Origin of the sequence: Rhizobium sp. 32-5/1, assembly GCF_029537235.1 — a bacterium.
Classification (GTDB): domain Bacteria; phylum Pseudomonadota; class Alphaproteobacteria; order Rhizobiales; family Rhizobiaceae; genus Pararhizobium.
This window is the reverse complement of sequence record NZ_CP120638.1, coordinates 2,704,409-2,730,968: the sequence shown is the minus strand read 5'-3', so window position 1 is coordinate 2,730,968 and position 26,560 is coordinate 2,704,409. Positions and strand designations below refer to the sequence as shown.

Genomic DNA, 26,560 nt, shown 5'->3' with positions numbered 1-26,560 from the left:
GCAGTGCCTGAACATAATCCACACGACATTTTCGTGATCGGTGGCGGCATCAATGGATGCGGCATTGCGCGCGACGCTGTCGGACGTGGTTATTCTGTGGCGCTTGCGGAGATGAATGATTTTGCCTCCGGCACGTCTTCAGGCGCAACAAAGCTCATTCATGGCGGCCTGCGTTATCTCGAGCATTACGAATTCCGGCTGGTCCGCGAATCGCTGATGGAGCGTGAAGTGCTCTGGGCGATGGCGCCCCACATCATCTGGCCGATGCGCTTCGTGCTGCCGTTCCACAAGGGTGGCATTCGGCCGGCCTGGCTTATCCGCCTTGGCCTTTTCCTTTACGATCATATCGGCGGACGCAAGCTTCTGCCGGCGACCCGCACACTTGACATGCGCCGCGATCCGGCCGCAAAGCCACTGAAGTCGCTGTTCACCAAGGCTTTCGAATATTCCGACGGCTGGGTGGATGATGCGCGCATGGTCGTGCTCAATGCCCGCGACGCCGCCGACCGGGGTGCGACGATCATGAGCCGCAGCCGCGTCACCTCGGCGCGCCGCGAAAACGGGCTTTGGAAGATCGAGGTTCAGGACAAGACGACAGGCGCAATGCAGACCTTCCGGGCGCGCATGCTGATCAATGCCGCCGGCCCCTGGGTCGATATGGTGCTCTCCAATACATTCGGAAAGAACCAGGTTCATAACGTACGGCTGGTTCAGGGCAGCCACATCGTCGTGAAGAAAAAGTTTGACGATCCGCGCGCCTATTTCTTCCAGAACCCGGATGGCCGCATCATTTTCGCCATTCCCTACGAGACCGATTACACGCTGATCGGCACCACGGACCGCGACTATACCGACGACCCGAAGAATATCCGCATCACCGAGGGTGAAATCACCTATCTCTGCGATGCGGCCAGCGAATATTTCGCCGAACCGGTAACGCGCGACGATATCGTCTGGACCTATTCCGGCGCGCGCCCGCTGTTTGACGATGGCGCATCGAAGGCACAGGAAGCCACGCGCGATTATGTGCTGAAGGTCGAGGGTGGTGAGGGTGAGGCACCGCTGCTCAATGTCTTCGGCGGCAAACTGACCACCTATCGCCGGCTTGGCGAACATGCGCTGGAAAAGATCGCCGAAGCGATCGGCGCAAAGGGTGCGCCATGGACGGCAAAAAGCAAGCTACCGGGCGGGGACTTTCCGGCGACCGGCTACGAGGCAGAAGTGGCGAAACTCAAGAGCCGCTACGCCTTTCTCATCGATCGCCACGCCCGCCGGCTCGTTCGACTCTACGGCACAGCCGCGACATCGCTCCTTGGAAACGCCACAGCGGCAACGGATCTCGGCCGGCATTTCGGCGCCGATCTTTATGAGGTCGAGGTTCAGTGGCTGGTGGAAAGGGAATGGGCGCGGCATGCAGAGGACGTGCTGTGGCGCCGGACCAAGCTCGGATTGAAATTAACCGCGGCAGAAGCCGACGGTCTGGAGGACTACATGCGGGAGACGATACGCAACGTCGCTTGAGCGATGTGCGAAATGTTCTGCCCATGGCTCGGAGGAAGCTTTCGGAATGCTTGAACTGAAAAACATAACCAAGGTTGTGGGTGCGGATACGCATATTCACCCGACCAATCTTGTGCTGGAGCGGGGCTCGCTCAATGTGCTGCTGGGCCCGACGCTGTCAGGCAAGACGTCGCTGATGCGGCTGATGGCCGGTCTCGACAAGCCGACGACGGGCTCCGTGCATTTCGACGGCAAGGACGTGACCGGGGTGCGCGTTCAGGATCGCAGCGTCGCGATGGTCTACCAGCAATTCATCAACTATCCCGCCATGACGGTCTATGAGAACATAGCCTCGCCGATGCGTATCGCCGGCAAGGACAAGGCGACGATTGACCGCGAGGTTCGTAAGGCAGCAGACCTGATGCGGCTCACGCCCTTTCTGGATCGCACGCCGCTCAACCTGTCCGGCGGCCAGCAGCAGCGGACCGCGCTTGCCCGCGCCATCGTCAAGAATGCCAGCCTGGTCCTGCTCGACGAGCCGCTCGCCAATCTCGACTACAAACTGCGCGAGGAGTTGCGCGAGGAACTGCCGAAGCTGTTTGCGGCATCGGGCTCGATCTTCGTCTATGCGACCACCGAGCCGGGAGAAGCACTGCTTCTTGGCGGCCACACCGCAACCTTGAATCAGGGCCGCATCAGCCAGTTCGGCACGACCATCGACGTTTACCGTCGCCCGAGCGATCTGGTCACCGCAAAGACTTTCGCCGATCCGCCGCTGAACACGATTGAACTGGTGAAGGCCGGTGCCGCCTTCCAACGCGATGGCGCAACCGTGCTTCCGGTCCCGGCACATCTCGCAAGCATTGCCGATGGCCCCTGCACGGTCGCCTTCCAGCCACATCACCTGTCGCTGAAGCGATCGCATGAGACGGCGGCGACCTTGCCGGCCAAGATCATCATCTCGGAAATCGCCGGCTCGGAAAGCTTCATCCACGTTGATTGCTCCGGCTCGCGCTGGGTCATGCTCGAACATGGCATCCACGACATCGAAGCGGACACGGCAGTCGAGCTTTTCATCGACACGCGCCATCTGATGGCATTCGGAACCGACGGGCGGGCGATTGCCGGCACCGCCGGCCAGACGGCGTGAGGAGATAGACCATGGCACGCATCAATCTCGACCACATCCGCCACGCCTACGGCCCCAACCCTAAATCGCCCGCCGACTATTCGCTGAAGGAAGTCCATCACGAATGGAACGACGGCGGCGCCTATGCGCTGCTCGGCCCTTCCGGCTGCGGCAAGACCACGCTGCTCAACATCATTTCCGGCCTGCTACAGCCGTCGGAAGGCAAGATCCTGTTCGACGGCAAGGATGTGACCAACCTATCGACGCAGGACCGCAACATCGCGCAGGTGTTCCAGTTCCCGGTCATCTACGACACCATGACGGTTTACGACAACCTCGCCTTCCCGCTGCGCAATCGCAAGGTTGCCGAGCCCGAGGTTGATCGCCGCGTGCGCGAGATCATCGAAATGATCGGCCTGTCCGACTGGGCGAAAAAGAAGGCGCAAGGCCTGACCGCCGACCAGAAGCAGAAGATTTCGCTCGGCCGCGGCCTCGTCCGCTCCGACGTCAGCGCCATCCTGTTCGACGAACCGCTGACCGTGATCGATCCGCATATGAAATGGGTGCTGCGCTCGCAGCTGAAGCGCCTGCACAAGCAGTTCGGCTTCACCATGGTCTATGTCACCCATGACCAGACCGAAGCTCTGACCTTCGCCGACAAGGTCGTCGTCATGTATGACGGTGAAATCGTGCAGATCGGTACGCCGGCGGAGCTGTTCGAACGCCCGAGCCATACCTTCGTCGGCTATTTCATCGGCTCGCCGGGCATGAACGTGCTGCCGGCCAGGATCGATGGATCATCGGTCGATCTCGACGGCCAGAAAATCGCCTTGTCGTTCGCGCCGAAAATTCCAGCAGGCGCAAAGACCGAGCTCGGTATTCGCCCGGAATTCATCAAGCTTGGCCGCGAGGGCATGCCGGTGACGATCTCCAAGGTCGAGGATATCGGTCGCCAGAAGATCGTCCGCGCACAATTCGCCAACCGGCCTATGGCCATCGTCGTGCACGAGGACGGGGAAATCCCGTCCGAGCCGCGGGTGACCTTCGATCCGGCCGCCATCAACATCTACGCCGATAGCTGGCGCGTCGGCGCGGAGGGCTGAAGACATGCAAAAGACCTGGAACAACAAAGCCTGGTTCATGGTTCTGCCGGTGCTGGTGCTTGTCGCCTTCTCGGCCGTGATCCCACTGATGACCGTCGTCAACTATTCGGTGCAGGATACGTTCGGCAACAATGAATTCTTCTGGGCCGGCACGAGCTGGTTTACCGATGTGCTGCAATCCGACCGTTTCTGGGATGCGCTCCAGCGCAACCTGCTGTTTTCGGGCATTATCCTCGCCATCGAGATTCCGCTCGGAATCCTGATCGCGCTCAACATGCCGAAGAAGGGGCTCGGCGTGCCGGTCTGCCTCGTGCTCATGGCCCTGCCGCTGCTGATTCCGTGGAACGTCGTCGGCACCATCTGGCAAGTCTTCGGCCGCGTCGATATCGGCCTGCTCGGCTACACCATGGCGGCCCTCGGGATCGAATATAACTACGTCAACAATGTCTTCGATGCCTGGGTGACGCTGATCGTCATGGACATCTGGCACTGGACAAGCCTCGTCGTCCTGCTCTGCTATGCCGGCCTCGCCTCTATTCCGGATGCCTATTACCAGGCGGCCAAGATCGACGGCGCGTCCCGCTGGGCCGTGTTCCGCTATATCCAGCTGCCGAAGATGAAGCGCGTGCTGCTCATCGCTTTCCTGCTGCGCTTCATGGACTCATTCATGATCTACACCGAGCCCTTCGTCATCACCGGCGGCGGGCCGGGCAATGCAACGACATTCCTGTCGATCGATCTCGTCAAGACGGCCATCGGCCAGTTCGACCTTGGTCCGGCAGCGGCACTCTCGCTCATCTACTTCCTGATCATCCTGTTGCTGTCATGGATCTTCTACACCGTGATGACCAACAGCGATGCGCAGAACTGACGGCGGAGGGAGGACAAGACAATGACCACAGCGACCCAATCTTCATCACCGGCATCCCCCGGCCTCAGGCTCTCCTGGCTCGTGCCGACGATTTATATCCTCTTCCTGCTCCTGCCGATCTACTGGCTGGTGAACATGAGCTTCAAGACGAACACCGAAATCACCGGCGCCTTCTCGCTTTATCCGCACTCGCCGACGCTCCGGAACTATGCCGTGATCTTCACCGATCCGTCCTGGTACAAGGGCTATATCAACTCGATCATCTACGTCGTTCTCAACACGATCATCTCGGTCTCGGTGGCACTGCCTGCTGCTTACGCCTTCTCGCGCTACCGGTTTCTTGGCGACAAGCACCTGTTCTTCTGGCTGCTCACCAACCGCATGGCGCCGCCGGCCGTTTTCGCGCTGCCGTTCTTCCAGCTCTACTCGGCCTTCGGCCTGATCGACACGCATATCGCGGTTGCCCTGGCGCACTGCCTGTTCAACGTGCCTCTGGCGGTCTGGATCCTTGAAGGCTTCATGTCGGGCGTGCCAAAGGAGATCGACGAGACCGCCTATATCGACGGTTATTCGTTCCCGCGCTTCTTCGTGCGCATCTATATCCCGCTGATCGCATCCGGCATCGGTGTCGCCGCCTTCTTCTGCTTCATGTTCTCATGGGTCGAGCTTTTGATTGCCCGCACGCTGACGACCACCGACGCCAAGCCGATCGCCGCCATCATGACGCGCACGGTCTCGGCATCGGGCATGGACTGGGGCGTACTGGCAGCGGCCGGCGTGCTCACCATCATTCCGGGCGCAATCGTCATCTATTTCGTCCGCAACTATATCGCCAAGGGCTTTGCCCTGGGGAGGGTGTAATGGCCGCTTTGTCGCAACGCAAAAACCGCTGGCCTTTGGCGCTAGCTGTTGTGATTGCCATCTACGCCATCGCCACCGGCCTCTTGGTCATGACCCTGCCGGTCAAGGATGGGGTGCGCGACTGGTTCGCGCCGCTCATCGCCGGCGGCTGGATGGCCTGGTCCTTTCCGGGCGCCATGTTCTTCCTGACGATCTTCGCGCTCCTGTCGCTGATGGCCGTCTGGGAATATGCCAGCCCCGGCGGAAATCCGCGCGTCGGCATCCTGCGCTTCGAGACGACGCGCGGCGACCGGCTCTTCGTTTCGCTGCTTGGCAGCGCTTTCATTCATCTCGCATGGCTGGGACTTGTCGGTCCCAACGTGTGGTGGGCTCTTGCTCTTTCCTTCGTCTACGCCGTCGGCGTGTTCAAGCTGGTCTGAGACAAGATTACTGAAACGGGTGGCCGGGGAGGTTTCCAGGGCATCCGAAACTGCAATCGCAAACCTTTAAGGGAGGACTACAATGCGAACGCACTTACTAACAACAACGGCAGCGATGCTGCTGGGCTTTACCGGGGCCGCATTCGCGGGCATGGACGAGGCCAAAACCTTCCTCGATACGGAAATCACCGTTTCGACGCTTGATCGCGCTGCTCAAGAAGCCGAAATGCAGTGGTTCATCGATGCGGCAAAGCCTTTTGCCGGCATGGAGATCAAGGTCGCTTCCGAAACCCTGACCACGCATGAATATGAATCCAAGACGCTCGCCGCAGCTTTTGCCGCGATCACGGGCATCAAGGTCACGCACGACCTGATCGGCGAAGGTGACGTGGTTGAAAAGCTGCAGACCCAGATGCAGACCGGCGAGAACATCTACGACGCCTATGTCAACGATAGCGATCTGATCGGCACCCATTGGCGCTACCAGCAGGTTCGCAACCTGACCGACTGGATGGCCAATGAAGGCAAGGACGTCACCAATCCGGGCCTCGACATTGCCGACTTCATCGGCACGTCGTTCACGACTGCACCGGACAAGAAGCTCTACCAGCTTCCCGACCAGCAGTTCGCGAACCTCTACTGGTTCCGCTATGACTGGTTCAACGACGAAAAGAACAAGGCTGACTTCAAGGCGAAGTATGGCTATGACCTCGGCGTTCCCGTCAACTGGTCGGCATATGAAGACATCGCCGAATTCTTCACCGGTCGCGAAATCGACGGCAAGAAGGTCTATGGTCACATGGACTACGGCAAGAAGGACCCCTCGCTCGGCTGGCGCTTCACCGACGCCTGGCTGTCGATGGCCGGCAACGGCGACAAGGGCATCCCGAACGGCCTGCCCGTCGACGAATGGGGCATCAAGGTCAACGAAAAGTCCCAGCCGGTTGGCTCTTGCGTCGCCCGCGGTGGTGACACCAACGGCCCGGCATCGGTCTATTCGATCCAGAAGTATCTCGACTGGTTGAAGGCCTATGCACCGCCGGAAGCACAGGGCATGACCTTCGGCGAAGCCGGTCCGGTTCCGGCCCAGGGCAACGTTGCCCAGCAGATCTTCTGGTACACGGCGTTCACGGCTGACTCGGTCAAGCCGGGCCTGCCTGTTGTCAACGAGGATGGCACGCCGAAGTGGCGCATGGCTCCCTCGCCGCACGGCGTCTACTGGAAGGACGGCATGAAGCTCGGTTATCAGGACGTGGGTGCCTGGACCTTGATGAAGTCGACCCCGGAAGATCGCGCAAAGGCCGCATGGCTCTATGCTCAGTTCGTGACTTCGAAGACCGTGGACGTGAAGAAGAGCCAGGTTGGCCTGACCTTCGCCCGCGAATCGTCGATCCAGGACAAGAGCTTCACCGATCGTGCCAAGGATCTTGGCGGTCTGGTAGAGTTCTATCGTTCGCCGGCCCGTATCCAGTGGTCGCCGACCGGTACCAACGTTCCTGATTATCCGAAGCTGGCTCAGCTCTGGTGGCAGGCGATCGGCGACGCATCCTCGGGTGCGAAAACCGCGCAGGAAGCCATGGACTCGCTGTGCGCCGAGCAGGAAAAGGTCATGTCGCGCATCGAGCGCTCCGGCATCCAGGGCGAGATTGGCCCGGCACTCGCCGAAGAGCATGATCTGGCCTACTGGAACGCGGAAGCCGTCAAGGCCGGCAACCTCGCTCCGCAGTTGAAGATCGAGAACGAAAAAGAAAAGGCCCTGACCGTCAACTACGACGAACTGGTCAAGAGCTGGCAGAAATAAAGACCGAAATGGACGGACGTGGCGGCCCGCCGCCACGTCTGCTATGCTTTCGGAAAGTGAGGTTACAGCGCCGCGCGTCAAATATGATGCGCGGCGCTGTAACGCTTTCAATCCGCCGCAAAATCCTCCCTTGAACCGGTTCCTGTTCAGGAAGCATGCAGTAGCCGGAAGCGCGAAGATCAATGTCCTTACCGAGCGCCAGGAGCAAACGTTCGTTTTTCAACGTGTGGACCGTTGTCGCCTGCGCCTTTGTCGCCGCGGTCTGGTATTTCGGCATCGGGGATCGCACCCCGTCCCGCGATGACGCCGAGCGGTTTCTTCGATGGGGCTTTGATCACGGCCAAGCCATAAGCGCTATTGGTGATGATGGAACGATCGAACGCCTTAAAACAGGCAAGGCGACGACAATCGATGAGATCGAGTGTCACCGGAAATCCAGATCCAAATTCTTTCACCGCAGAAGCGCATTTCCAAAGTACGATTGCATCTACCGCCTTCTTGGAGTCGACGGCAGACGTTACCGCACGGTTGTCAGTGCCACCTATATCCACAACGAAGAATGGAAAATGGTCCATGTCGGCAAATACATGCTGGTCTTTTGGGACGAGCCGGGCCAACGCCAGATTCTTGCACAACACGACGTAATTCCACAGTGACCCGATCACCTGCGTTCAGAACGGATACGACGATAGACGTCTCCCGGGAGGCAACAACCTCCGGCCTTCTCGGGCGGGTCACATATTGCCGAGAGGAGGAAGCCGCCCAACCCCTTTCATCGGGATGCTTGACCCAATGGTTCTGTGGCCCTATCCGGTTTGAATGACCAGCCATGATGACACAGCGGACACGAATACGAGGATAGAGCGCCTTCGCCGCCACCTGCGTTCCCTTTACTTCGGCAGCAATCCCGGCGCCATCCGCTTCCAGATCGGGATGGCGCTGCTCGATATCGCCATCATCGGCTTCTTCATCGCTTCACCGCATATTGGCAGAGGCAATGTCTTTCTCTTCATCGATTACAGCATCGCCCTCTTGATCGCCTTCGAACTTGCCGCCCGTGCATTGATAGCCCCGAACCTGCGCTATTGGTTGGGGCGAGGCATGACCTGGGTCGATGTCGTCATTCTTGCAACGCTGCTGTTTCCCACTTTGCTGTCGAGTTTTGCCTTCCTCCGTTTCCTGCGCGTCTGGGCGCTGGGCCAGAGCAAGCTGTTGAAGCTGCTTTTGCTGAGAGCCGGCTATGGCCGCGTGGAGGACGTCGTTCAGGCCTGCGTCAATCTCTTGACGTTCCTCTTCCTTGTCACTGGTTTCGTCTATACGACCTTTTACGGCCGCGAGCCGAAGATCGGCAATTTCATCGACGCGCTGTATTTCACCGTGGCAACGGTGACGACTACCGGTTTCGGCGATGTGACGCTGCCCGGCACGCTCGGGAAGATTACCTCGATCGTCACCATGATTTTTGGCATTTCACTATTCGTCCGTCTCGCCCAGGCGGTGGTGCGGCCCTACAAGGTCGTGCATCCCTGCCCGCAATGCGCCCTGCAACGGCACGATACGGACGCCGTGCACTGTAAGGCCTGCGGCCATATCCTGAACATTCCCGACGAAGGATCTTAAGTAGACCAGCCACCCTGAACGGCCTACTTATCGGGCAGGGCCTAGCGCGAAGGACGCCCCCGACTACGGGGATTGGTTCCTCCTGTTTTGGGCTTTTCCCGAGTCTGGTTTAGTCGATGGCTCTGGTTTGGGTGTTGATATCGGCGTACAAGCATCGTCAGGCCGGCTGATGCGGCGACACGCTGTGGAGTTCGGATTTCGGAATGGAGCAGAAGCGGGAAAACCGGTCGGGAACGATCTTCTTTCTGCTAGCGGTGCTGACGGTCTTTGCTGCGATTTTTGCAACGGTGCTCCTGGCCAATGATCGCCGCAACCTGAAACTCTTGCTGGACTATGCCGGCTATCCGCAAATTTCGCCGTCCGTGCCGCGATCGATCGAGCGGAAATCGCCGTTTGGATCGCGCCGCGATCCCTTACCGGCTCCCTTGATGGCCCTGCCGGCACACGCATTTTCCGATTTCAATGCTGAAGAACAGCGTTTCGTCCGCCTGATCCAGAGCGATCCGCAAACCCTCTGCGAGCGCCTGCGCAGTGGCGGCTTCACAGATCTGAACTGGACAGTGAGCATTGCCAACAAGGATAGCTGGGAATGCTCGTCATTGAACAGCCTGCCGAAGATCGCCAATGACGAGACTGTGGCCTCTTCCGTGTTCATCGCGATCAAGGGCGACAGCGAAAACAGGGTCACCTCGTTCCGCGTCAAGATGAACATCGAGCATCCGGCTGACCGCGATGCAGTCGCCCGTCTTGGCGGCGAAGCGGCGACGATCTTCCTGCGCCAGGTGCGCTGGGACAATAGCGACGAGATCCTGACGAAAATTCGCGCGCTTGAGGATTTCGACATCCGCAATTTCGGCAGCCGCATTCAGCTCAAGAAGGAGTTTAGCGAGACACCCCGCTATAACTTCCTCGCCAGCCAAATTGTTGACCGCCGCAAGCAGATACTGGAGGCACGCTATTTCGATCGCTCGAAATGGTTCCCCTTGCCGGACGGCGCCGCCGATCCCCTGTCCGGCGGCATCATTCCGGGAGAAGGCGCCGTGCCGGGCGAGATCGCCCTGCCCACAGAAGACAGCTCCGAAAAAACGGACTGACAGCACGAACCGACCGGCAGGGTCTGTCGGATCTGATTTTTCGCGCTTGTAGCCGCGCCGTTCAGCGATCGATGCGGGTCGATAGGATAATTGATGACAACGTTCGCTCGACGCCGTCAATTTCGCCGATCCGGTCAATGATCAGGTCCAGCTCGCTGATCGACGCTGCCGCCACGATGGTGATCAGGTCGAAGCTGCCGCTGACGGAATGCACCGTCTGCACCTCGCGGATCGCATCCAGCGCAGGGGTCACCCGGCCAAGCGCCTTTGGCGCCAGCGTGATCAGCAGATGCGCCCTGACAATGCCTCTTTCGAAATCATCCGACAGCCGCACGCCGTAGCCGGTGATGACACCGTCACGCTCCAGACGCTCTATCTTGGTCTGCACTGTCGTGCGGGAAAGGCCGAGACGGCGTGCAATCATGGCTGTCGGCATGCGGGCATTTTCGCTCAAAAGCGAAATAAGCTGCCTATCCTTGTCTACCAACGTCATTTCGCAAAATCTTTCCGTCAAACCGCTAAAAGTCTGACGTCATATTCGTCACATCAACGCTTCAAATCAACCGAAAATGGCGAGACACTCACGGTAATCATAGTGACATGACCTGAGGGGAACAAAAATGAAGAACATCGTCGTCATCGGCGCCGGCAAGATCGGATCGACCATTGCCCGCTTGCTCGCGCATTCCGGGGACTACAGCGTCACTGTCGCAGACCGCAGCAAGGAGCAACTCGACCAGATCGAGAAGCATGACGCCATCTCCGTCGCCGAGATCGACATCGGCGACCATAACGCTCTGGTTACCCTGCTGACGGGCAAGTTTGCCGTGCTGAGCGCTGCCCCGTTCCACCTGACGATCGCCATTGCCGAAGCTGCCGCCGCGGCCAGAGTTCACTATCTCGATCTGACGGAAGACGTCGAATCGACGCGCCGCGTCAAGGCGATCGCGGAGCAGGCAGAAACGGCCTTCATTCCCCAATGCGGCCTTGCCCCGGGCTTCATCTCGATCGTTGCCAATGACCTCGCCAGCCGCTTCGATACGCTCGACAGCGTGCGCATGCGCGTCGGCGCCCTGCCGCAATATCCGTCGAATGCGCTGAACTACAATCTGACTTGGAGCACGGACGGCGTCATCAACGAATATATCGAGCCCTGCGAGGCCATCGTCGAAGGCCATCTGATCGAGGTCCCGGCGCTGGAGGAGCGCGAGGAGTTCTCGCTCGACGGTGTTACCTACGAAGCCTTCAACACGTCCGGCGGCCTTGGCACGCTCTGCGAGACGCTGAAGGGCAAGGTTCGCACGCTGAACTATCGCACGATCCGCTATCCCGGCCATGCCGCGATCATGAAGGCGCTGCTCAACGACCTTGGCTTGCGCCATCGCCGCGACGTTCTCAAGGATATTCTCGAGAACGCCCTGCCCTCGACAACACAGGACGTGGTCATCATCTTCGTTACCGTTTCCGGCCGTAGAGAAGGCCGCCTGGTGCAAGAAACCTATGCAAACAAGGTCTACAGCAGCGTAATCGCCGGTCGCATGCTGAGCGCCATCCAGATCACCACCGCCGCCAGCATCTGCGCCGTGCTCGATATGCTGGCCCATAGCGAACTGCCGGCCAGGGGCTTCGTCCGTCAGGAGGAAATTCGCCTCGATGCCTTCCTCGCCAGCCGCTTCGGCCATCACTACGAACAAAAGTCAAACGCGGAAAAAATGGCAAGCTGACCTGCGGGGAAACGCCGGCAACAAGATCAAGACCATCCACCGCGGCGCCCGGGACCTTCACGTTCCGGGCGGTTTCGTCTCATCAACATTGTATTCATGCCAGCCCGCCGGAGAAAGGCCACCCCTGTCCGACTGGAGCCTCTCCCAAAACCAGGCACAAAAAAACCCGCCGAAGCGGGTTTTGTCCGAAACGTCAGGCCGCTTACGCGGCGACGACAATGCCGTTCAGCGCAGTCATCGAGGCAATGAACTGCTCGATACCGGTCTTGTGTTCATCCGCGCTCGCATTTTCAAGTTCGGCACGGGCGATCTCAATACGCTTTTCGATCGCGGCACGGCTGAGTTCACCAACCGGCACGGCCGATTCGGCCAGCAGGGTGCAACCTGTCGGCAGGATATCGGCAAAGCCGCCAAACACGACGTAGCGTGTCACCTTGCCATCGGTCGCCTTGACGGTAACTACACCCGGCTTGATCGTGGTCATCGTCGGCGCGTGATTGGCCATGACGGTCATCTCGCCTTCGGCGGCCGGAATAACGACTTCGGTGACCCGCTCGGAGAGCAGGAGACGTTCCGGAGAAACGAGTTCAAAATTGAAATCAGCCATGATCATTCGCTTCTTTTGGCGCCGCCGGCCTGAAGACGCCGGCAGATAAGTCCATTCGATGCAACACAAACAGCAGTTTCATTGCAACGCTTGACGATCACGGGCGCCGTGCGCCCGTGATCAAAGTCAAATTACGCAGCTTCGGCAGCCAGGCGCTTTGCCTTCTCGACGGCTTCCTCGATGGAGCCGACCATGTAGAAGGCGGCTTCCGGAAGATGGTCGTATTCGCCGTTGACCAAGCCCTTGAAGCCCTTGATCGTGTCTTCGAGCGCAACGAGCTTGCCCGGCGAACCGGTGAAGACTTCGGCAACGAAGAACGGCTGCGACAGGAAGCGTTCGATCTTGCGGGCGCGGGCCACTGCAACCTTGTCTTCTTCCGACAGTTCGTCCATGCCCAGGATGGCGATGATGTCCTGGAGCGACTTGTAGCGTTGCAGGGTCGTCTGGACGCGGCGCGACACTTCATAGTGTTCTTCGCCGACAACCATCGGGTCGAGCATGCGCGAGGTCGAGTCGAGCGGGTCAACGGCCGGGTAGATACCCTTTTCGGCGATCGAGCGCGACAGAACCGTCGTTGCGTCCAGGTGGGCGAACGAGGTTGCCGGCGCCGGGTCGGTCAAGTCGTCGGCGGGAACGTAAATGGCCTGAACGGACGTGATCGAACCCTTGGTCGTCGTGGTGATGCGTTCCTGCATCTGGCCCATGTCGGTGGCCAGCGTCGGCTGATAACCAACGGCCGAAGGAATACGGCCGAGAAGAGCAGACACTTCGGAACCTGCCTGGGTGAACCGGAAGATGTTGTCCACGAAGAACAGCACGTCCTGGCCTTCGTCGCGGAACTGTTCGGCGATCGTCAGACCCGTGAGGGCGACGCGCGCGCGGGCGCCCGGAGGCTCGTTCATCTGGCCGTAAACGAGAGCAGCCTTGGAGCCTTCGCCGCCGCCGTGCTTGTTCACGCCGGATTCGATCATTTCGTGGTAAAGGTCGTTGCCTTCGCGGGTACGCTCACCCACGCCTGCGAACACCGAATAACCACCATGGGCCTTCGCGACGTTGTTGATCAGTTCCATGATGAGAACGGTCTTGCCGACGCCGGCGCCGCCGAACAGGCCGATCTTGCCGCCCTTGGCGTAAGGAGCCAGAAGGTCAACGACCTTAATGCCGGTGACGAGGATCTGTGCTTCCGTCGACTGCTCGACGTAGGACGGTGCTTCCTGGTGGATCGAGCGCTTGCCCGAGGTGATCAACGGACCCGCTTCGTCAACCGGCTCGCCGATGACGTTCATGATGCGGCCGAGCGTTTCCAGACCAACCGGAACGGTGATCGGAGCGCCTGTATCCGTGACCGGCTGACCGCGAACAAGACCTTCTGTCGAGTCCATGGCGATCGTGCGAACCGCGTTCTCGCCGAGATGCTGGGCCACTTCGAGAACCAGGCGGTTGCCGTTGTTGTCGGTTTCCAGCGCGTTGAGGATCAGCGGCAGCTGACCTTCGTCGAAGGAGACGTCAACGACGGCGCCGATGACCTGTGTGACGCGGCCGACTGCACCGGTTGCTGTCATAACGGCAGCCGGAGCCTTGACGGTAGCTGCCTTCTTCGTTGCAGCCGGCTTCTTGACCGCTGCGGTATCTGTGGGGGTAGCTGCCTTAGCCATGATTCTTACCCTCTTTCCGTAACCTTAGAGCGCTTCCGCGCCCGAAATGATTTCAATGAGTTCCTTGGTGATCTGAGCCTGACGCTGGCGGTTGTAGGACAGCGTCAGCTTGTTGATCATCTCACCGGCATTGCGCGTGGCGTTGTCCATCGCGCTCATCTTGGCACCCATTTCACCGGCAACATTTTCGAGCAGAGCCCGGAAAACCTGCACCGAAATGTTGCGCGGGATGAGATCGCTGAGGATCTCGCCCGCATCTGGCTCATATTCATAAATCGCCGCTGCACCAGCATCCGCTGCATCCGTCGAAACGGCTGCCGGAACCAGTTGAAGCGCTGTTGGCACCTGACTAATCACCGACTTGAATTCGGAGTAGAACAGCGTGCAGACATCGAACTCGCCCTTTTCGAACAGGCCGATGATCTTCTTGCCGATCTGGTCGGCATTTTCAAAGCCGATCTTCTTCACTTCCCGCAGGTCGACACGATCGATGATCAGCGAAGCGAATTCGCGACGCAGGATATCGAAACCCTTCTTGCCGACGCAGACGATCTTGACCGTCTTGCCTTCGACCAAGAGCTTGCGCACGTGGTCACGGGCAAAACGGGCGATCTGGCTGTTGAAACCGCCGCAAAGGCCACGCTCCGCCGTGCAAACGACCAGAAGATGCGTCTGATCGCGGCCAGTGCCCGTCATCAGGCGAGGCGCGCTGTCGTCCGCACCCACAGCCTGAGCGATGTTCGACAGAACAGCACTCATCCGCTGGGAATATGGCCGAGCCGCCTCGGCCGCCTCCTGCGCACGCCGAAGCTTCGCCGCGGCGACCATTTTCATCGCCTTGGTGATCTTCTGCGTCGCCTTGACGGAGGCGATCCTGTTTTTCAGATCCTTTAGTGAAGGCATCCGTTATCCGTCCTAGTCCTAAATGGAACCCGATCAGGCGAAGGATTTCGCAAACGTGTCGATGGCAGCCTTGAGCTTGCCCTTGACGTCGTCGCTGATGGCCTTGTCCTTGCGGATAGCTTCGAGAATGTCCTTACCTTCCGAACGCATGTACGAAAGCAGACCCTGTTCGAAGGCACCGATCTTGTTGACCGCAACCTTGTCGAGATAGCCATTGACGCCGGCGAAGATCACGGCGACCTGCTCTTCCGTCTTCAGCGGCGAGAACTGCGGCTGCTTCAGAAGTTCGGTCAGGCGTGCTCCGCGGTTCAGCAGGCGCTGCGTTGCAGCGTCAAGGTCCGAACCGAACTGGGCAAAGGCGGCCATTTCGCGATACTGGGCAAGCTCGCCCTTGATCGAACCTGCAACCTGCTTCATCGCCTTGACCTGAGCGGCGGAACCCACGCGGGAAACCGACAGACCGACGTTCACCGCCGGGCGGATGCCCTGGTAGAACAGGTCGGTTTCAAGGAAGATCTGGCCGTCGGTGATCGAGATCACGTTGGTCGGGATGAACGCCGAAACGTCGTTGCCCTGCGTTTCGATGACCGGCAGAGCCGTCAGCGAGCCAGCGCCATTGGCGTCGGAGAGCTTTGCAGCGCGCTCGAGGAGACGCGAATGCAGATAGAAAACGTCGCCCGGATAGGCTTCGCGGCCCGGCGGGCGGCGCAGCAGAAGCGACATCTGGCGATAGGAAACAGCCTGCTTCGACAGATCGTCATAGCCGATAAGGGCGTGCATGCCGTTATCGCGGAAATATTCACCCATCGCGCAACCGGCGAACGGCGCGAGATACTGCATCGGAGCCGGGTCGGACGCCGTCGCAGCAACGATGATGGAATACTTCAGTGCGCCGCGCTCTTCGAGCACCTTGACGAACTGGGCAACCGTCGAACGCTTCTGGCCGATGGCGACATAGACGCAATACAGCTTTTCAGCATCCGGGCCATTGTCGTGAATGGCCTTCTGGTTGAGGATCGTGTCGAGAATGATCGCGGTCTTGCCGGTCTGGCGGTCGCCGATGACCAGCTCGCGCTGGCCGCGGCCAACAGGGATCAGAGCATCGATGGCCTTGAGGCCGGTCGACATCGGCTCATGAACCGACTTGCGCGGGATGATGCCCGGAGCCTTGACGTCAACGCGCGAACGGCGCGTAGCATTGATCGGGCCCTTGCCGTCAATCGGGTTGCCAAGCGCGTCAACGACGCGGCCGAGCAGTTCCGGACCAACCGGAACATCCACGATGGCACCGGTCCGCTTGACGGTGTCGCCTTCCTTGATGCCACGGTCGGCACCGAAGATAACCACACCGACGTTGTCGGCTTCAAGGTTCAGCGCCATGCCACGAATTCCACCCGGGAATTCAACCATCTCGCCGGCCTGGACGTTGTCCAGACCGTAGACGCGGGCAATACCGTCACCGACGGAAAGCACCTGGCCGACTTCGGAGATTTCTGCCTCCTGGCCGAAATTTTTGATTTGATCTTTAAGAATTGCGGAAATTTCCGCGGCGCGGATATCCATCAGCCGACCTCTTTCAGTGCAAGCTTAAGGCTCGAGAGCTTTGTGCGAAGGGAAGTGTCAATCTGGCGGGACCCGACCTTGACGATCAAACCACCGAGAATAGACGGATCGACAGTGACGGCAACCGTCACGTCTTTGCCGGTGACGCTCTTGAGCGCCGCCTTCAATTCAGTTTCCTGCGCTGCTGACAGCGCATGGGCCGAGGTAACCTCGGCAGAAATTTCACCCCGATGACGGGCCGCAGTTGCGCGGTAGGACTTGACGATGCCGGGAACCGCAAACAGGCGGCGATTGCGCGCAACAACCTTCAGGAAGTTTCCGACCAGACCCGACATTCCGGCCTTCGCGATGATCGCGGAAATGGCCTTGAACTGGTCGTCGGCGGAAAAGACCGGGCTAACGATGAGACGCTTCAGATCGGCACTGTCATCGATCATGCGCTGGAACGTATCCAGATCAGACCCTACGCTCTCCACCGAGCCCGCTTCAAGTGCGAGATCGAAAAGCGAAGACGCGTACCTTTCTGCAACACCGGAAATAAGCTGGGATGTGTCTGCCACGGGCACAAGCTTCTCTCATTTTAATCCAAGGGCGATGTCTGCGGAGAACCGTAAACCCAACATCTTGAATTTGTTGCTATATTTTAAAGGTAATACAAGCCGGGCGGCCTGTTTCCCCCACAAGTCGCGGTTCGTCTAGCATAGGATATCTGGACTCGCAACACGCGAACAGCACGAATGCGCCATAAGAACGCATCCTTCGGCTAAATTTTGCCGAAAATGAGGTTTTTGGTGTCACCTGCGGTCTCTGCCCACAGTTTTCGGGCCTTTAGATGAAGCCGAAAACATAGGCCAGCGGCAGGGCGGAAAGCGTGATCTGAACGCCGATGAAAAACCAGTTGAGCAGCGTGTTGCCGCCATCTGAAAGCATCGACAGAATGCGCCCGAAAGCGGCAAGCGCAAAGGCGGCACCGAGCGCCAGATAGACCATCGGCTGGGCGAGCAGCAGGGCCGCCAGACCCACGCCCAGATGGAAGCCGCCCATGGTGGACCGGGCCTCGGCATACCCGCCACGCCGGCCTTCGCGCAGATCGATACCGAGCGCGCGAAAGGCAAGACCGGGGGCAAACAGGAACACAAGCCCAAGCAGGGCTGTGACCGCCGCCGCACAGAACGCCAGGAACTCTCCCGTCTCCGTCGGAATGTAGAACTCCATGGCCTGTCTCCCGTTCGCGCACTTGAACTGATCTAGCGCAAGTCCTGATGAAAGGGAATCGGCAGCGCATATTATCTCTGGGCTCACAGAAAGCTCTGCGGATCCATGTCGAGCTGAACCTGGACGGAGCCGCGGACCTTGGGGCCGGCGGCGAGCATCGCCTTGACGAAAGCCTGCATGTCGCTGTTGCGCCGGCCATGGACCAGCAGCCGGAACCGGTGGCGGCCGCGAATGAGAGCGAGTGGCGCCTCGGCCGGACCGAGCAGGCTGATGCCGCTCACGCGGGGTGCGGTAAGTCTCAGTCCCCGTGCATGCCCCTCGGCGTCGGCGCGCGTTTCTGCGGAGACGATGACGGAGGCAAGCCGACCGAAGGGTGGCAAAAGCGCTTTTTCCCGTTCATGGATTTCGCGATCATAGAAGGCATCGGAATCGCCGGAGACGATCGCCTGCATCACCGGATGCTGCGGCTGATAGGTCTGCAGCAGCCCAAGTGACTTCAACCCGGTGCGCCCGGCGCGTCCGGTCACCTGGCTGAGCAGCTGGAAGGTTCGCTCGGCCGCGCGCGGATCACCGTTGGCAAGGCCGATATCGGCATCGACAATACCGACAAAGGTCATCATCGGAAAGTTGTGGCCCTTGGCGACCAGCTGCGTGCCGACGACGATATCCGCTTCGCCGCGGGCAATCGCCTCCAGCTCCAGCCGCAGACGTTTGACGCCCATCAGGTCAGACGACAGCACGATGGTGCGCGCATCCGGAAAATGCCGATCGACTTCTTCCGCGATGCGCTCGACGCCGGGACCGCAGGCAACAAGATGATCGAAGGTTCCGCATTCCGGGCAGGCTTCCGGCGTCTTTTCCGCGTAGCCGCAATGATGGCACTGAATCTGGCCACGAAACCGGTGTTCGACCAGCCAGCTGGAGCAATCCGGGCACTGGAAGCGATGGCCGCAGACCCGGCAGAGCGTCAGCGGCGCATAGCCCCGGCGATTGAGAAAGAGCAGAGCCTGCTCGCCCCGCGCCACAGCCTTGCCGACCTGATTGAGCAGAACCGGCGACAGGAAGCCGCCGCGCTCCGGGGGTGGCGCCGCATGTCGATGAGGCCGAGATCGGGCAAAGCGGCATCGCCGTAGCGGGTCGGTAGGTGGATCGGCTTGTAGCGGCCCATCTCGCCATTGACCCGGCTTTCGACGGACGGGGTCGCTGATACCAGCACGACCGGGAAATCGGCGATGCGGGCGCGCACCACGGCCATGTCGCGGGCGTTGTAAAAACCCGGTCTTCTTGCTTGTAGGCCGGATCATGCTCCTCATCGACGACGATCAGGCCGAGATTTTCGAATGGCAAGAATAGCGCCGAGCGCGCACCGGCAACGACCTTGACTCCACCCTCCGTCACTTGCCGCCAAACCTTTTCGCGGGTGCGGGGCGCAAGGTCGGAATGCCACTCTGCCGGCTTTGCGCCAAAGCGATCCTGGAAGCGCTCGAGGAAACTCGCCGTCAGCGCGATCTCGGGCAGGAGGATCAGCACCTGCTTGCCGGCTTTCAGCGTGGCTGCGATCGCCTCGAAATAGACCTCGGTCTTGCCCGACCCCGTAATGCCGTCGATCAGCGAGACGGAGAAGCCGCCGGCCGCCACACTTTCGAGAAGGTCCTGCGCTGCCTGCTTTTGTGGTCCCTCCAGCCGATGCGCGACATAATCCGGATCGGGCGCCGCCACGACCGGCGGCGGCGACATGAAGATCGTTTCGAACACGCCCTGCGCCGTCAGCCCGTCGATGACGCTGGAGGATGTGCCGGCTGCATGGGCAAGGCCCGAGCGCGTCCAGGCAAAACCATTGTCGGCCGTCTCGATCACTCGCGCGCGCGCCGGCGTCATGCGCTCCGGCCGGGTTTCCGTCAGCCGCAGGCCCTCAATCATCGGCTCCGGATCGAAGGCCGCCGGCGCCCGCAGCGCCATGCGGGCGACAAGGCCGGGCGGGGAAACGGTATAGGACGCCACCCAGTCGATAAAGGCCCGCATATCGGGGGTCAGGGGCGGGCAATCGAACACCAGCTCGATCGCCTTCAGCTTCTTCGGATCAACCGCGCCATCATCGGCACCGTCCCACACGACACCGACCACGAGACGTGGGCCGAGCGGCACCTGGACGATCGATCCCGGCTCGACCGCCATGCCCTCGGGAACGGCATAGGAATAGGGTTTTGGGGCCGGCATGGGCACGAGGACGGGCACAACGCGGCGAGCGAACAGCTCCCCAAACAAATCGGTCGAATCTTCTGTCATCGCCCGTGACCTTGCCTTCGGATTGCGTTAAAGAAAACCCCGAAACATCAAAGCAGCCCGCGCGTCCCAAGGGAGAGAGCCATGAAATTTTTTGTTGATACAGCCGACGTCAAGGAAATCAAGGAACTGAACGACCTTGGTCTCGTCGACGGCGTGACAACCAATCCTTCGCTGATCCTGAAGTCCGGGCGCAACATCGTCGAAGTCACCAAGGAAATCTGCGGCATCGTCGAAGGCCCGGTCTCGGCCGAAGTCGCCGCCACCGACTATGAGACGATCATGAAGGAAGCGGCGGTGATCGCGAAAATCGCCGATAACATCTGCATCAAGCTGCCGCTGACGCTCGACGGCCTCAAGGCCTGCAAGAACCTGACCTCGGACGGCCACCAGACCAACGTGACCCTGTGCTTCTCGGCCAACCAGGCCCTGCTCGCCGCCAAGGCCGGCGCGACCTTCGTTTCGCCCTTCGTCGGCCGCCTCGACGACATCGCCTTCGACGGCATGGAACTGATCCGCGAAATCCGCCAGATCTTCGACAATTACGGCTACGAGACCGAAATCCTCGCCGCCTCGATCCGCACGGTCAACCACGTCAAGGAAGCAGCCCTGATCGGCGCCGACGTCATCACCGCACCGCCGGCAACGCTCAAGGCCCTCGTCAAGCACCCGCTGACCGACGCCGGCCTCGCAACCTTCCTCGCCGACTGGGCCAAGACCGGCCAGAAGATCGCCTGATTTTTTCGGGAATGGAATAAACGAAGAGCCCCGCGAGATGATCGCGGGGCTTTTGCTTTTCAGTCGTCGTCCTCATCCACCATTCCGGTAAGCCGCATGCCCTCGATCCATGTGGCGCCATCCTTGCGGATGACGCGCTTCGGGCGGATGTCGCAGCGCTTGTGAATTTCCGCCGCCAGGATTTCCGAATGGGTGACGATCCAGATCTGGCTGTCGGCGGATGCGGTTGCGATCATCGCGGCAAGGGCCGGCAGCATATCCGGATGCAGGCTGGTTTCCGGCTCGTTGAGGGCAATGAAGCGCGGCGTGCGATAGGAAAGCAGCGCGCCGGCGAGAGCAAGGAACCGCATCTGGCCATCGGAAAGTTCGCGCGGCGAAAACCGCCGTTGCGGGAAATCCGGAAAGACCAGCGAGAACTCGGCGAACTCCTCCGGCTCGGGAACCACCAGCCGGGCACCGCCGAAGGCATCGGCAATGGCCCGAGCCAGATCGACCGTATCCTGTCGCGTGTGAGCGAGCGTTGCAAAAACGGCCGCAAGATTGGAGCCATCCTCGTCCAGCATCGGCGCGGTAACGGCAAGGCAGGGCGAGCGCAGCGGCGAATCGCGATCGGTCCGAAATCCGTGGAAAAAGCGCCAGCCATCGACCGCGCGGCGGAACGTCCCGATTTCCGGATAATGCCCGGCATCGCCGAGAAGCGCGATAGCCGTTTCCGACGTCAGCGCCTGCTCCGGATAGTCCTCCATCCGACCGGCACCGTTTCTGACGAAGATCCCCGGCCCTGCCCGCTTCATCATCGTGACCGGCCGTCCGGCATCGACCTTCAGTTCCTCTTCCTTGACCTGCGGTTCGAAGACGAACCCGGCGGCGTCGATCGGCGGCCTCAATCCGGCCTCTACCCGGTAGTGGAAGTTCAACGCCCGCTCCTCGTCGAGAAGCTCCACCTGAAGCTTGATACGCACCGGCTCGCCGCTTCGGCGCTTGCCGCTCCACAGCGCCGAGGCCATGCCGCCTTCGCGGGCGATCTCATGGGCGAGCCGGCCACGAACAGCGGCCTGGACCAATTGCAGCGCACGATAGAGGTTGGATTTTCCGACGCCGTTTTCACCGATGAACAGGTTGACGCCGGCCATATCCATGCGGATGGACTTCAGCGAGCGATAATTGGCGGCGAACATGGAGCGAGATCTGCATGAGGCAGATTTACCCGAACGCCTCCGGTAACGGAACCGCGTTGCGAAACGTCGCATCTCCATCCTGCGCCAGATCATGCACGGTGTGTCGCTCCAGCGCCCGGGTCACCTCGGCGGGATCGCCGTCCAGCACGTCCGGCTGGATCAGATTGCCGATGGTGAAATCGAAGAGGTCGCCCTTCTTGTTCAAAAGCTCGTGGAACACGGTCATATCCCGCAGCTCCGTCGACCATTTGGCAAACCAGTAGAACAGTCCGGAATTGCGCGCCGTCATGTGGACCGGGAGGATCGGCAGATTGTATTTGCGGGCAAAGCCGACGGCCGAGGTTTTCCACGGGCGCTCGTTCAGCCTGCCATTCGCCCAGTAGGCGATGCGGCCGGAGGGAAACAGCACCGTGGCTTTCTCTTGGGCGATCGCCCGGTTTGTCACCTGCAACGTCTCGCGCGCCTTCAGCTTGCTCTTGTGTTCCTCGCGCCATTCAACTGGAATGACCATCTCGATGAAACGCGGATTGACCCTGATAGCATCGCGATTGGCAAAGAACATCATGTCGGGACGACGGGTCTTCAGGAGATCGAAGACCGCGATGCCATCGGCGATACCGGTCGGGTGATTGCTGACCAGCAGAAAGCCGCCCTTCTCTGGAATCCGATCGGCATGGCGCACCTGGATATCCAGCGAAAGGAGGCTGCTCAGATGCTCGAATGCCTGGAAGCCCGGCATGTTGGAGACCGAATCGGCGAGATCGATCGCCTTGCGATAATTGAGCAGCGTGTAGATAAATGGCCGCATTACCGGCCAGAGCGGATGGGTGGCGATCTTGCGCCCGCGCTCAGCAATCAGCGTATCGACGATATGGCCGGGCTGCCCCTGGGAGACCAGGGCGAGCGCTTCTGCGAACTGCGCGAAACCGGTTGCCGAAACCCGTCTGTCCATCGTTACTTCCGCCTTGTCTGGCCCTGCTATGACAGCTGAATATGATCCCGGAATGACAGATTCCAAGATGGCGTTATCAAAAACATAACGCGCAAACCGCAGAGTGGACAGAGATTAAAGGCTGCGGAGCAGGACGTGAACGAATTACTGGTGATCGGCAATTCAGAGCTCATGAGCGAGCGGCAGCGATGGCTGGACAGCCTTGCGCAGGAGCGGCGGCTGTCGGGAAAGACGGTCGAAGCCTATGAGCGCGACAGCCGGCAGTTCCTGACCTTCCTGACCGGCCATCTTGCCGGCCCGGCCAAGCTATCCGACATCCATGCGTTGCGCCCCGGCGACCTGCGTGGCTTTCTTGCGGCCCGCCGCCGTGATGGTGCCGGCGCCCGCACGCTCGGGCGAGGTTTGGCCGGCCTGCGCTCCTTCCTGCGGCATCTTGAGAAGAAGGGGCTTGCCAATGCCGCCGGCGCCAGTGCGGTACGCTCGCCGAAACAGCCGAAATCCCTGCCGAAACCGCTGACCGACCGAGACGCGTTGAACGTCGTGACATCAGAGGCCCAGCTGAACGACGAGCCCTGGATCGCAACGCGCAATGCGGCGGTGCTGACCTTGCTCTACGGCTGCGGCCTGCGCATCTCCGAAGCACTCGACCTGACGCCCGCCGATTTCGAGGGCACACCGACAGCGCTCAGAATCAACGGCAAGGGCGGCAAGACCCGGATCGTGCCACTGATCGGCCCGGCGATCGAGGCCGTGAATGCCTACCGGTCACTCTGCCCCTACCATCTTGCCGCAGACGGCCCGCTGTTTCGCGGCGCCCGCGGCGGCAAGCTGCAAGCGGCGATCATCCAGCGCGACATGCAAAAGCTGCGCGGCGCCCTTGGCCTGCCCGACACCGCGACACCGCATGCGCTACGCCATTCCTTTGCCACCCATCTTCTGGCCGGCGGCGGCGATCTGCGCACCATCCAGGAATTGCTCGGCCATGCCAGCCTTTCAACGACGCAGGTCTATACCGGCGTCGATTCGGCGCGGCTTCTGGAAATCTACGACCGGGCTCATCCGCGCGCCTGATTGTCGCCGATCACAGAGGTTAACCATATTCCTTAAATAGGCCCTCAGGCTTCAGGCCTTAGGGTCTGCGCAAAAGCATTCGCCCGGGAGACTGCAATGACGATACAACAGATGGCTGCGCCAATGCGCGCCTGGACCGCGAGAGCCGGCGACAGTCTGCTTTGGCTGATGGCCGCCCTGCCCATGGCGCTCGCCGCCAGCCTGATCGCCGTTCTGTTCTCCGTTTCTCAAGCCCGCGCCGAAGACGCAGCCTGCGGCGGCAGAAACCTTATGGCCGATTACAAGCTGTCCGACCCGGCCAAATTCGCAGCGCTCGAAAAGGAAGCCGCCGCCGTTCCGAACGGCAAGGGAACATTCTGGAAGATTGAAAAGGCGGGTGTTGAGCCTTCCTATCTGCTCGGCACCATGCATGTGACCGATCCCCGCGTGCTGGCCATGCCAAAGGGTGCGGACGCCGCCTATGAAAAAGCCGCAACCGTGATCGTCGAATCCGACGAGATCGTCGATGATCGCAAGGCGGCGGCAGCGCTGATGATGCGACCGGACCTGACGATGTTTGCTGATGGCAAGACGATCAAGGATTTCCTTGACGACGACCAGGAACAGAAGCTCGCTGCCGACCTCAAGGCGCGCGGCATTCCCCTGGCGCTGGTCGCCAGGATGAAGCCATGGATGATCGCCAGCTTCGTGGCCCTGCCGGCCTGCGAAATGAGCCGCAAGGCGGCAGGCGCCTCCTTCCTCGACAAGAAGCTCGCCGAAGACGCCTTGAAGAAGGGGAAATCGCTGAAAGGGCTGGAAACGCTGGTCGAGCAGTTGAAAGCCATGGATGCCCTGCCGACCGCGTTTCACTTGGATGCGCTGATCGAAACGCTGGCGCTGGGCGACACCATCAAGGACGTCATGTCGACCACGACTGACCTCTATCTCTCCGGCGACATCGGCATGATCATGCCGATGATGAAGGTTGTCTCCGAAGAAAAGAGCGCGAGCACCGAAGCTGGCTATGCTGATTTCGAGCAGCGCATCATCATCGACCGCAACAAGGTGATGGCCAGCCGCGCCAAACCCATTCTCGACGGCGGCAACGTCTTCATGGCCGTCGGGGCTCTGCACCTGCCGGGCGAAGAGGGTGTCATAGAACTGCTGCGCAAGGACGGTTTTACGGTGACTGCTACGAACTGAGGCGGCTTTTGGCTGAACCCCACTTCTCCCCAGGGGAGAAGAAGAAAACCCGGCCGCAGGGACGACCGGGTTTCGGGGAGGAGATCAGTTCGATGAACCGGCGATTGCATTACTTGCAGATGCGGATCTTCTTGATGACGAGATTGCCGTAGTAGTCGTAGGACTTCATCTTCTTGATGAAGCAATATTGCTGGTGATAACCGTTGTAGCCGTAGCCACCAGCCTGCGAGGGAGCGGCAAAGGAGAGCGCGGCAACAGTTGCGATGGCGGCGGAGAGAACGATCTTGCGCATGGGGTTTATCCTTTGATCCGGGTTGCGAATGAGGTCGTCTCATCCATTGACCCGACAATGCCATGGCGTTCAGATGCGCGCTGTTTCGCATGGAACAGGCCCCAGACCAGCTCCGGAAAACTTTTGATCAGCTTTTCTGGAAAGCCAGATGCAGGCCTAGGCCGACAAGCAGACTGCCCCCTGCCCGCTGCATCATCCGGCGCGCCTGACTGGATTTCCGCAGGCGCCCGAGCAATGCGCCCGCGAGAAAGACGCAAACGATATCCGCCGAGGAAAACATCAGGTTGACCAGCGTTCCAAGGATGACGAACTGAAGCCAGACCGGGAAAGCCGCCGACGCATCAATGAATTGCGGCAGGAAGGCCATGAAGAAGATTGCTGTTTTCGGATTGAGCACCTCGACGGTGATGCTTTCGAAGAAAGCCCGCCGGGCGGATTTCTGCGTGACGACAGGTAGATTCCCCTGCCCTTCGATCTTCGAACGAAACAGCGAGATACCAAGCCAGACGAGATAGGCAGCGCCGGCAAATTTCACCGCCATGTAGAGAACAGGCACGGCATGGAAAAGCACGGACAGACCGGCGGCAGCGGCAAAAACATGCACGTAACCACCAATATGAATGCCGAGCGAGGCCATCAGGCCGGACCAGCGCCCGCGGGCGACCGTCTGGGCTGCGGCATAGAGCATCGCGGGGCCGGGAATATAAGCAAAGACCGCTGTCGTGATGAAAAAGGCAATCAGCAATTCGGTCGAGGGCATGTCTTGCTCCAGCGCATTTCAAACTGCCTGCAATAGACA

At 60.2% G+C, this 26,560-nt stretch carries 25 protein-coding genes and 1 pseudogene; 14 read left to right on the top strand and 12 right to left on the bottom strand.

Going from position 1 to position 26,560, the window contains the following annotated elements:
• Positions 1–3 precede the first annotated feature (3 nt).
• The 10 genes from glpD to P6U16_RS13875 all read left to right on the top strand — a co-directional run bounded on the left by glpD (position 4) and on the right by P6U16_RS13875 (position 10,398).
• Complete coding sequence (gene glpD, locus P6U16_RS13920) at positions 4–1,521, top strand: glycerol-3-phosphate dehydrogenase (RefSeq protein WP_277701067.1); 1,518 nt, start codon at positions 4–6, stop codon at positions 1,519–1,521.
• A gap of 46 nt (positions 1,522–1,567) precedes the next feature.
• Entirely contained in the window at positions 1,568–2,650 is a 1,083-nt protein-coding gene (locus P6U16_RS13915; RefSeq protein ID WP_277701066.1) for an ABC transporter ATP-binding protein, read from the top strand.
• 11 nt (positions 2,651–2,661) lie between these two features.
• Entirely contained in the window at positions 2,662–3,732 is a 1,071-nt protein-coding gene (locus P6U16_RS13910) for an ABC transporter ATP-binding protein (RefSeq protein WP_277701065.1), read from the top strand.
• Positions 3,733–3,736: 4 nt separating this feature from the next.
• The gene (locus P6U16_RS13905; protein ID WP_277701064.1) at positions 3,737–4,603 is read left to right on the top strand and encodes a sugar ABC transporter permease; all 867 of its coding nucleotides are present in this window, start codon (positions 3,737–3,739) and stop codon (positions 4,601–4,603) included.
• A 21-nt stretch (positions 4,604–4,624) separates the two neighbouring features.
• Complete coding sequence (locus P6U16_RS13900) at positions 4,625–5,464, top strand: carbohydrate ABC transporter permease (RefSeq protein WP_277701063.1); 840 nt, start codon at positions 4,625–4,627, stop codon at positions 5,462–5,464.
• Positions 5,464–5,883 (top strand): DUF2160 domain-containing protein, encoded by a 420-nt coding sequence (locus P6U16_RS13895; protein WP_277701062.1) that lies wholly within the window; start codon positions 5,464–5,466, stop codon positions 5,881–5,883. The genes P6U16_RS13900 and P6U16_RS13895 overlap by 1 nt, the downstream gene beginning before the upstream one ends.
• Positions 5,884–5,965: 82 nt before the next feature.
• Positions 5,966–7,684, top strand: a complete 1,719-nt coding sequence (locus P6U16_RS13890; RefSeq protein ID WP_277701061.1) for an ABC transporter substrate-binding protein — start codon at positions 5,966–5,968, stop codon at positions 7,682–7,684.
• 182 nt (positions 7,685–7,866) lie between these two features.
• The gene (locus P6U16_RS13885) at positions 7,867–8,340 is read left to right on the top strand and encodes a hypothetical protein (protein ID WP_277701060.1); all 474 of its coding nucleotides are present in this window, start codon (positions 7,867–7,869) and stop codon (positions 8,338–8,340) included.
• Between the two features lie 163 nt (positions 8,341–8,503).
• On the top strand, positions 8,504–9,304 hold the full coding sequence (locus P6U16_RS13880; protein WP_277701059.1) for a potassium channel family protein: 801 nt from the start codon (positions 8,504–8,506) through the stop codon (positions 9,302–9,304).
• A gap of 203 nt (positions 9,305–9,507) precedes the next feature.
• Positions 9,508–10,398, top strand: a complete 891-nt coding sequence (locus P6U16_RS13875; RefSeq protein WP_277701058.1) for a DUF6030 family protein — start codon at positions 9,508–9,510, stop codon at positions 10,396–10,398.
• Positions 10,399–10,459: 61 nt separating this feature from the next.
• Here P6U16_RS13875 and P6U16_RS13870 read toward each other — a convergent pair whose 3' ends face one another.
• Positions 10,460–10,891 (bottom strand): Lrp/AsnC family transcriptional regulator, encoded by a 432-nt coding sequence (locus P6U16_RS13870; RefSeq protein ID WP_277701057.1) that lies wholly within the window; start codon positions 10,889–10,891, stop codon positions 10,460–10,462.
• Positions 10,892–11,018: 127 nt separating this feature from the next.
• Between P6U16_RS13870 and P6U16_RS13865 the strand changes: the two genes are divergently transcribed.
• A complete protein-coding gene (locus P6U16_RS13865; protein ID WP_277701056.1) occupies positions 11,019–12,122 on the top strand; it encodes a saccharopine dehydrogenase family protein in 1,104 nt (367 codons plus the stop codon).
• A 202-nt stretch (positions 12,123–12,324) separates the two neighbouring features.
• On the opposite strand, the gene P6U16_RS13860 is transcribed toward P6U16_RS13865, so the two are convergent.
• From P6U16_RS13860 to P6U16_RS13830, 7 genes and pseudogenes are all read right to left on the bottom strand, one after another.
• Positions 12,325–12,729, bottom strand: coding sequence for a F0F1 ATP synthase subunit epsilon (locus P6U16_RS13860; protein WP_277701055.1), 405 nt, complete (start codon positions 12,727–12,729; stop codon positions 12,325–12,327).
• Between the two features lie 131 nt (positions 12,730–12,860).
• Positions 12,861–14,384, bottom strand: coding sequence for a F0F1 ATP synthase subunit beta (atpD, locus tag P6U16_RS13855; protein WP_277701054.1), 1,524 nt, complete (start codon positions 14,382–14,384; stop codon positions 12,861–12,863).
• A gap of 24 nt (positions 14,385–14,408) precedes the next feature.
• Positions 14,409–15,287 carry a F0F1 ATP synthase subunit gamma gene (locus P6U16_RS13850; protein ID WP_277701053.1) on the bottom strand — a complete coding sequence of 293 codons (879 nt, stop codon included), beginning with the start codon at positions 15,285–15,287 and terminating at the stop codon, positions 14,409–14,411.
• Between the two features lie 33 nt (positions 15,288–15,320).
• The gene (gene atpA / locus P6U16_RS13845; protein ID WP_277701052.1) at positions 15,321–16,850 is read right to left on the bottom strand and encodes a F0F1 ATP synthase subunit alpha; all 1,530 of its coding nucleotides are present in this window, start codon (positions 16,848–16,850) and stop codon (positions 15,321–15,323) included.
• Positions 16,850–17,416 (bottom strand): F0F1 ATP synthase subunit delta, encoded by a 567-nt coding sequence (locus P6U16_RS13840; RefSeq protein WP_277701051.1) that lies wholly within the window; start codon positions 17,414–17,416, stop codon positions 16,850–16,852. The genes atpA and P6U16_RS13840 overlap by 1 nt, the downstream gene beginning before the upstream one ends.
• A 262-nt stretch (positions 17,417–17,678) precedes the next feature.
• A complete protein-coding gene (locus P6U16_RS13835; RefSeq protein ID WP_277701050.1) occupies positions 17,679–18,065 on the bottom strand; it encodes a DUF4345 domain-containing protein in 387 nt (128 codons plus the stop codon).
• An 83-nt stretch (positions 18,066–18,148) separates the two neighbouring features.
• A pseudogene (locus P6U16_RS13830) lies at positions 18,149–20,351 on the bottom strand (primosomal protein N').
• An 81-nt stretch (positions 20,352–20,432) separates the two neighbouring features.
• On the opposite strand from P6U16_RS13830, the gene fsa reads away from it, so the two are divergent.
• On the top strand, positions 20,433–21,086 hold the full coding sequence (gene fsa, locus P6U16_RS13825; RefSeq protein WP_277701049.1) for a fructose-6-phosphate aldolase: 654 nt from the start codon (positions 20,433–20,435) through the stop codon (positions 21,084–21,086).
• Positions 21,087–21,145: 59 nt separating this feature from the next.
• Here the strand turns inward: fsa and P6U16_RS13820 are convergent, their stop codons facing one another.
• Together P6U16_RS13820 and P6U16_RS13815 are read right to left on the bottom strand one after the other, a co-directional pair.
• Positions 21,146–22,264, bottom strand: coding sequence for an AAA family ATPase (locus tag P6U16_RS13820; RefSeq protein WP_277701048.1), 1,119 nt, complete (start codon positions 22,262–22,264; stop codon positions 21,146–21,148).
• A gap of 25 nt (positions 22,265–22,289) precedes the next feature.
• Entirely contained in the window at positions 22,290–23,216 is a 927-nt protein-coding gene (locus P6U16_RS13815; protein ID WP_277701047.1) for a GNAT family N-acetyltransferase, read from the bottom strand.
• Positions 23,217–23,387: 171 nt separating this feature from the next.
• Here P6U16_RS13815 and P6U16_RS13810 point away from each other — a divergent pair, with 171 nt between their 5' ends.
• Together P6U16_RS13810 and P6U16_RS13805 are read left to right on the top strand one after the other, a co-directional pair.
• Entirely contained in the window at positions 23,388–24,287 is a 900-nt protein-coding gene (locus P6U16_RS13810; protein ID WP_277703848.1) for a tyrosine recombinase XerC, read from the top strand.
• A gap of 96 nt (positions 24,288–24,383) precedes the next feature.
• A complete protein-coding gene (locus P6U16_RS13805; protein WP_277701046.1) occupies positions 24,384–25,469 on the top strand; it encodes a TraB/GumN family protein in 1,086 nt (361 codons plus the stop codon).
• A 109-nt stretch (positions 25,470–25,578) separates the two neighbouring features.
• Here P6U16_RS13805 and P6U16_RS13800 read toward each other — a convergent pair whose 3' ends face one another.
• Together P6U16_RS13800 and P6U16_RS13795 are read right to left on the bottom strand one after the other, a co-directional pair.
• Positions 25,579–25,761: a hypothetical protein gene (locus tag P6U16_RS13800; protein ID WP_277701045.1), complete on the bottom strand. Its 183-nt coding sequence runs from the start codon at positions 25,759–25,761 to the stop codon at positions 25,579–25,581.
• Between the two features lie 127 nt (positions 25,762–25,888).
• Positions 25,889–26,521, bottom strand: coding sequence for a LysE family translocator (locus P6U16_RS13795; protein ID WP_277701044.1), 633 nt, complete (start codon positions 26,519–26,521; stop codon positions 25,889–25,891).
• Between the last annotated feature and the right edge of the window lie 39 nt (positions 26,522–26,560).

Bases quoted from the DNA above. Each gene is read 5' to 3' on its own strand.
- P6U16_RS13915 (WP_277701066.1), top strand. From the start codon at position 1,568: ATGCTTGAACTGAAAAACATAACCAAGGTTGTGGGTGCGGATACGCAT.
- P6U16_RS13910 (WP_277701065.1), top strand. From the start codon at position 2,662: ATGGCACGCATCAATCTCGACCACATCCGCCACGCCTACGGCCCCAAC.
- P6U16_RS13905 (WP_277701064.1), top strand. From the start codon at position 3,737: ATGCAAAAGACCTGGAACAACAAAGCCTGGTTCATGGTTCTGCCGGTG.
- P6U16_RS13900 (WP_277701063.1), top strand. From the start codon at position 4,625: ATGACCACAGCGACCCAATCTTCATCACCGGCATCCCCCGGCCTCAGG.
- P6U16_RS13895 (WP_277701062.1), top strand. From the start codon at position 5,464: ATGGCCGCTTTGTCGCAACGCAAAAACCGCTGGCCTTTGGCGCTAGCT.
- P6U16_RS13890 (WP_277701061.1), top strand. From the start codon at position 5,966: ATGCGAACGCACTTACTAACAACAACGGCAGCGATGCTGCTGGGCTTT.
- P6U16_RS13885 (WP_277701060.1), top strand. From the start codon at position 7,867: ATGTCCTTACCGAGCGCCAGGAGCAAACGTTCGTTTTTCAACGTGTGG.
- P6U16_RS13880 (WP_277701059.1), top strand. From the start codon at position 8,504: ATGACCAGCCATGATGACACAGCGGACACGAATACGAGGATAGAGCGC.
- P6U16_RS13875 (WP_277701058.1), top strand. From the start codon at position 9,508: ATGGAGCAGAAGCGGGAAAACCGGTCGGGAACGATCTTCTTTCTGCTA.
- P6U16_RS13870 (WP_277701057.1), bottom strand. From the start codon at position 10,891: ATGACGTTGGTAGACAAGGATAGGCAGCTTATTTCGCTTTTGAGCGAA.
- P6U16_RS13865 (WP_277701056.1), top strand. From the start codon at position 11,019: ATGAAGAACATCGTCGTCATCGGCGCCGGCAAGATCGGATCGACCATT.
- P6U16_RS13860 (WP_277701055.1), bottom strand. From the start codon at position 12,729: ATGGCTGATTTCAATTTTGAACTCGTTTCTCCGGAACGTCTCCTGCTC.
- atpD (WP_277701054.1), bottom strand. From the start codon at position 14,384: ATGGCTAAGGCAGCTACCCCCACAGATACCGCAGCGGTCAAGAAGCCG.
- P6U16_RS13850 (WP_277701053.1), bottom strand. From the start codon at position 15,287: ATGCCTTCACTAAAGGATCTGAAAAACAGGATCGCCTCCGTCAAGGCG.
- atpA (WP_277701052.1), bottom strand. From the start codon at position 16,850: ATGGATATCCGCGCCGCGGAAATTTCCGCAATTCTTAAAGATCAAATC.
- P6U16_RS13835 (WP_277701050.1), bottom strand. From the start codon at position 18,065: ATGGAGTTCTACATTCCGACGGAGACGGGAGAGTTCCTGGCGTTCTGT.
- fsa (WP_277701049.1), top strand. From the start codon at position 20,433: ATGAAATTTTTTGTTGATACAGCCGACGTCAAGGAAATCAAGGAACTG.
- P6U16_RS13820 (WP_277701048.1), bottom strand. From the start codon at position 22,264: ATGTTCGCCGCCAATTATCGCTCGCTGAAGTCCATCCGCATGGATATG.
- P6U16_RS13815 (WP_277701047.1), bottom strand. From the start codon at position 23,216: ATGGACAGACGGGTTTCGGCAACCGGTTTCGCGCAGTTCGCAGAAGCG.
- P6U16_RS13810 (WP_277703848.1), top strand. From the start codon at position 23,388: ATGAGCGAGCGGCAGCGATGGCTGGACAGCCTTGCGCAGGAGCGGCGG.
- P6U16_RS13805 (WP_277701046.1), top strand. From the start codon at position 24,384: ATGACGATACAACAGATGGCTGCGCCAATGCGCGCCTGGACCGCGAGA.
- P6U16_RS13800 (WP_277701045.1), bottom strand. From the start codon at position 25,761: ATGCGCAAGATCGTTCTCTCCGCCGCCATCGCAACTGTTGCCGCGCTC.
- P6U16_RS13795 (WP_277701044.1), bottom strand. From the start codon at position 26,521: ATGCCCTCGACCGAATTGCTGATTGCCTTTTTCATCACGACAGCGGTC.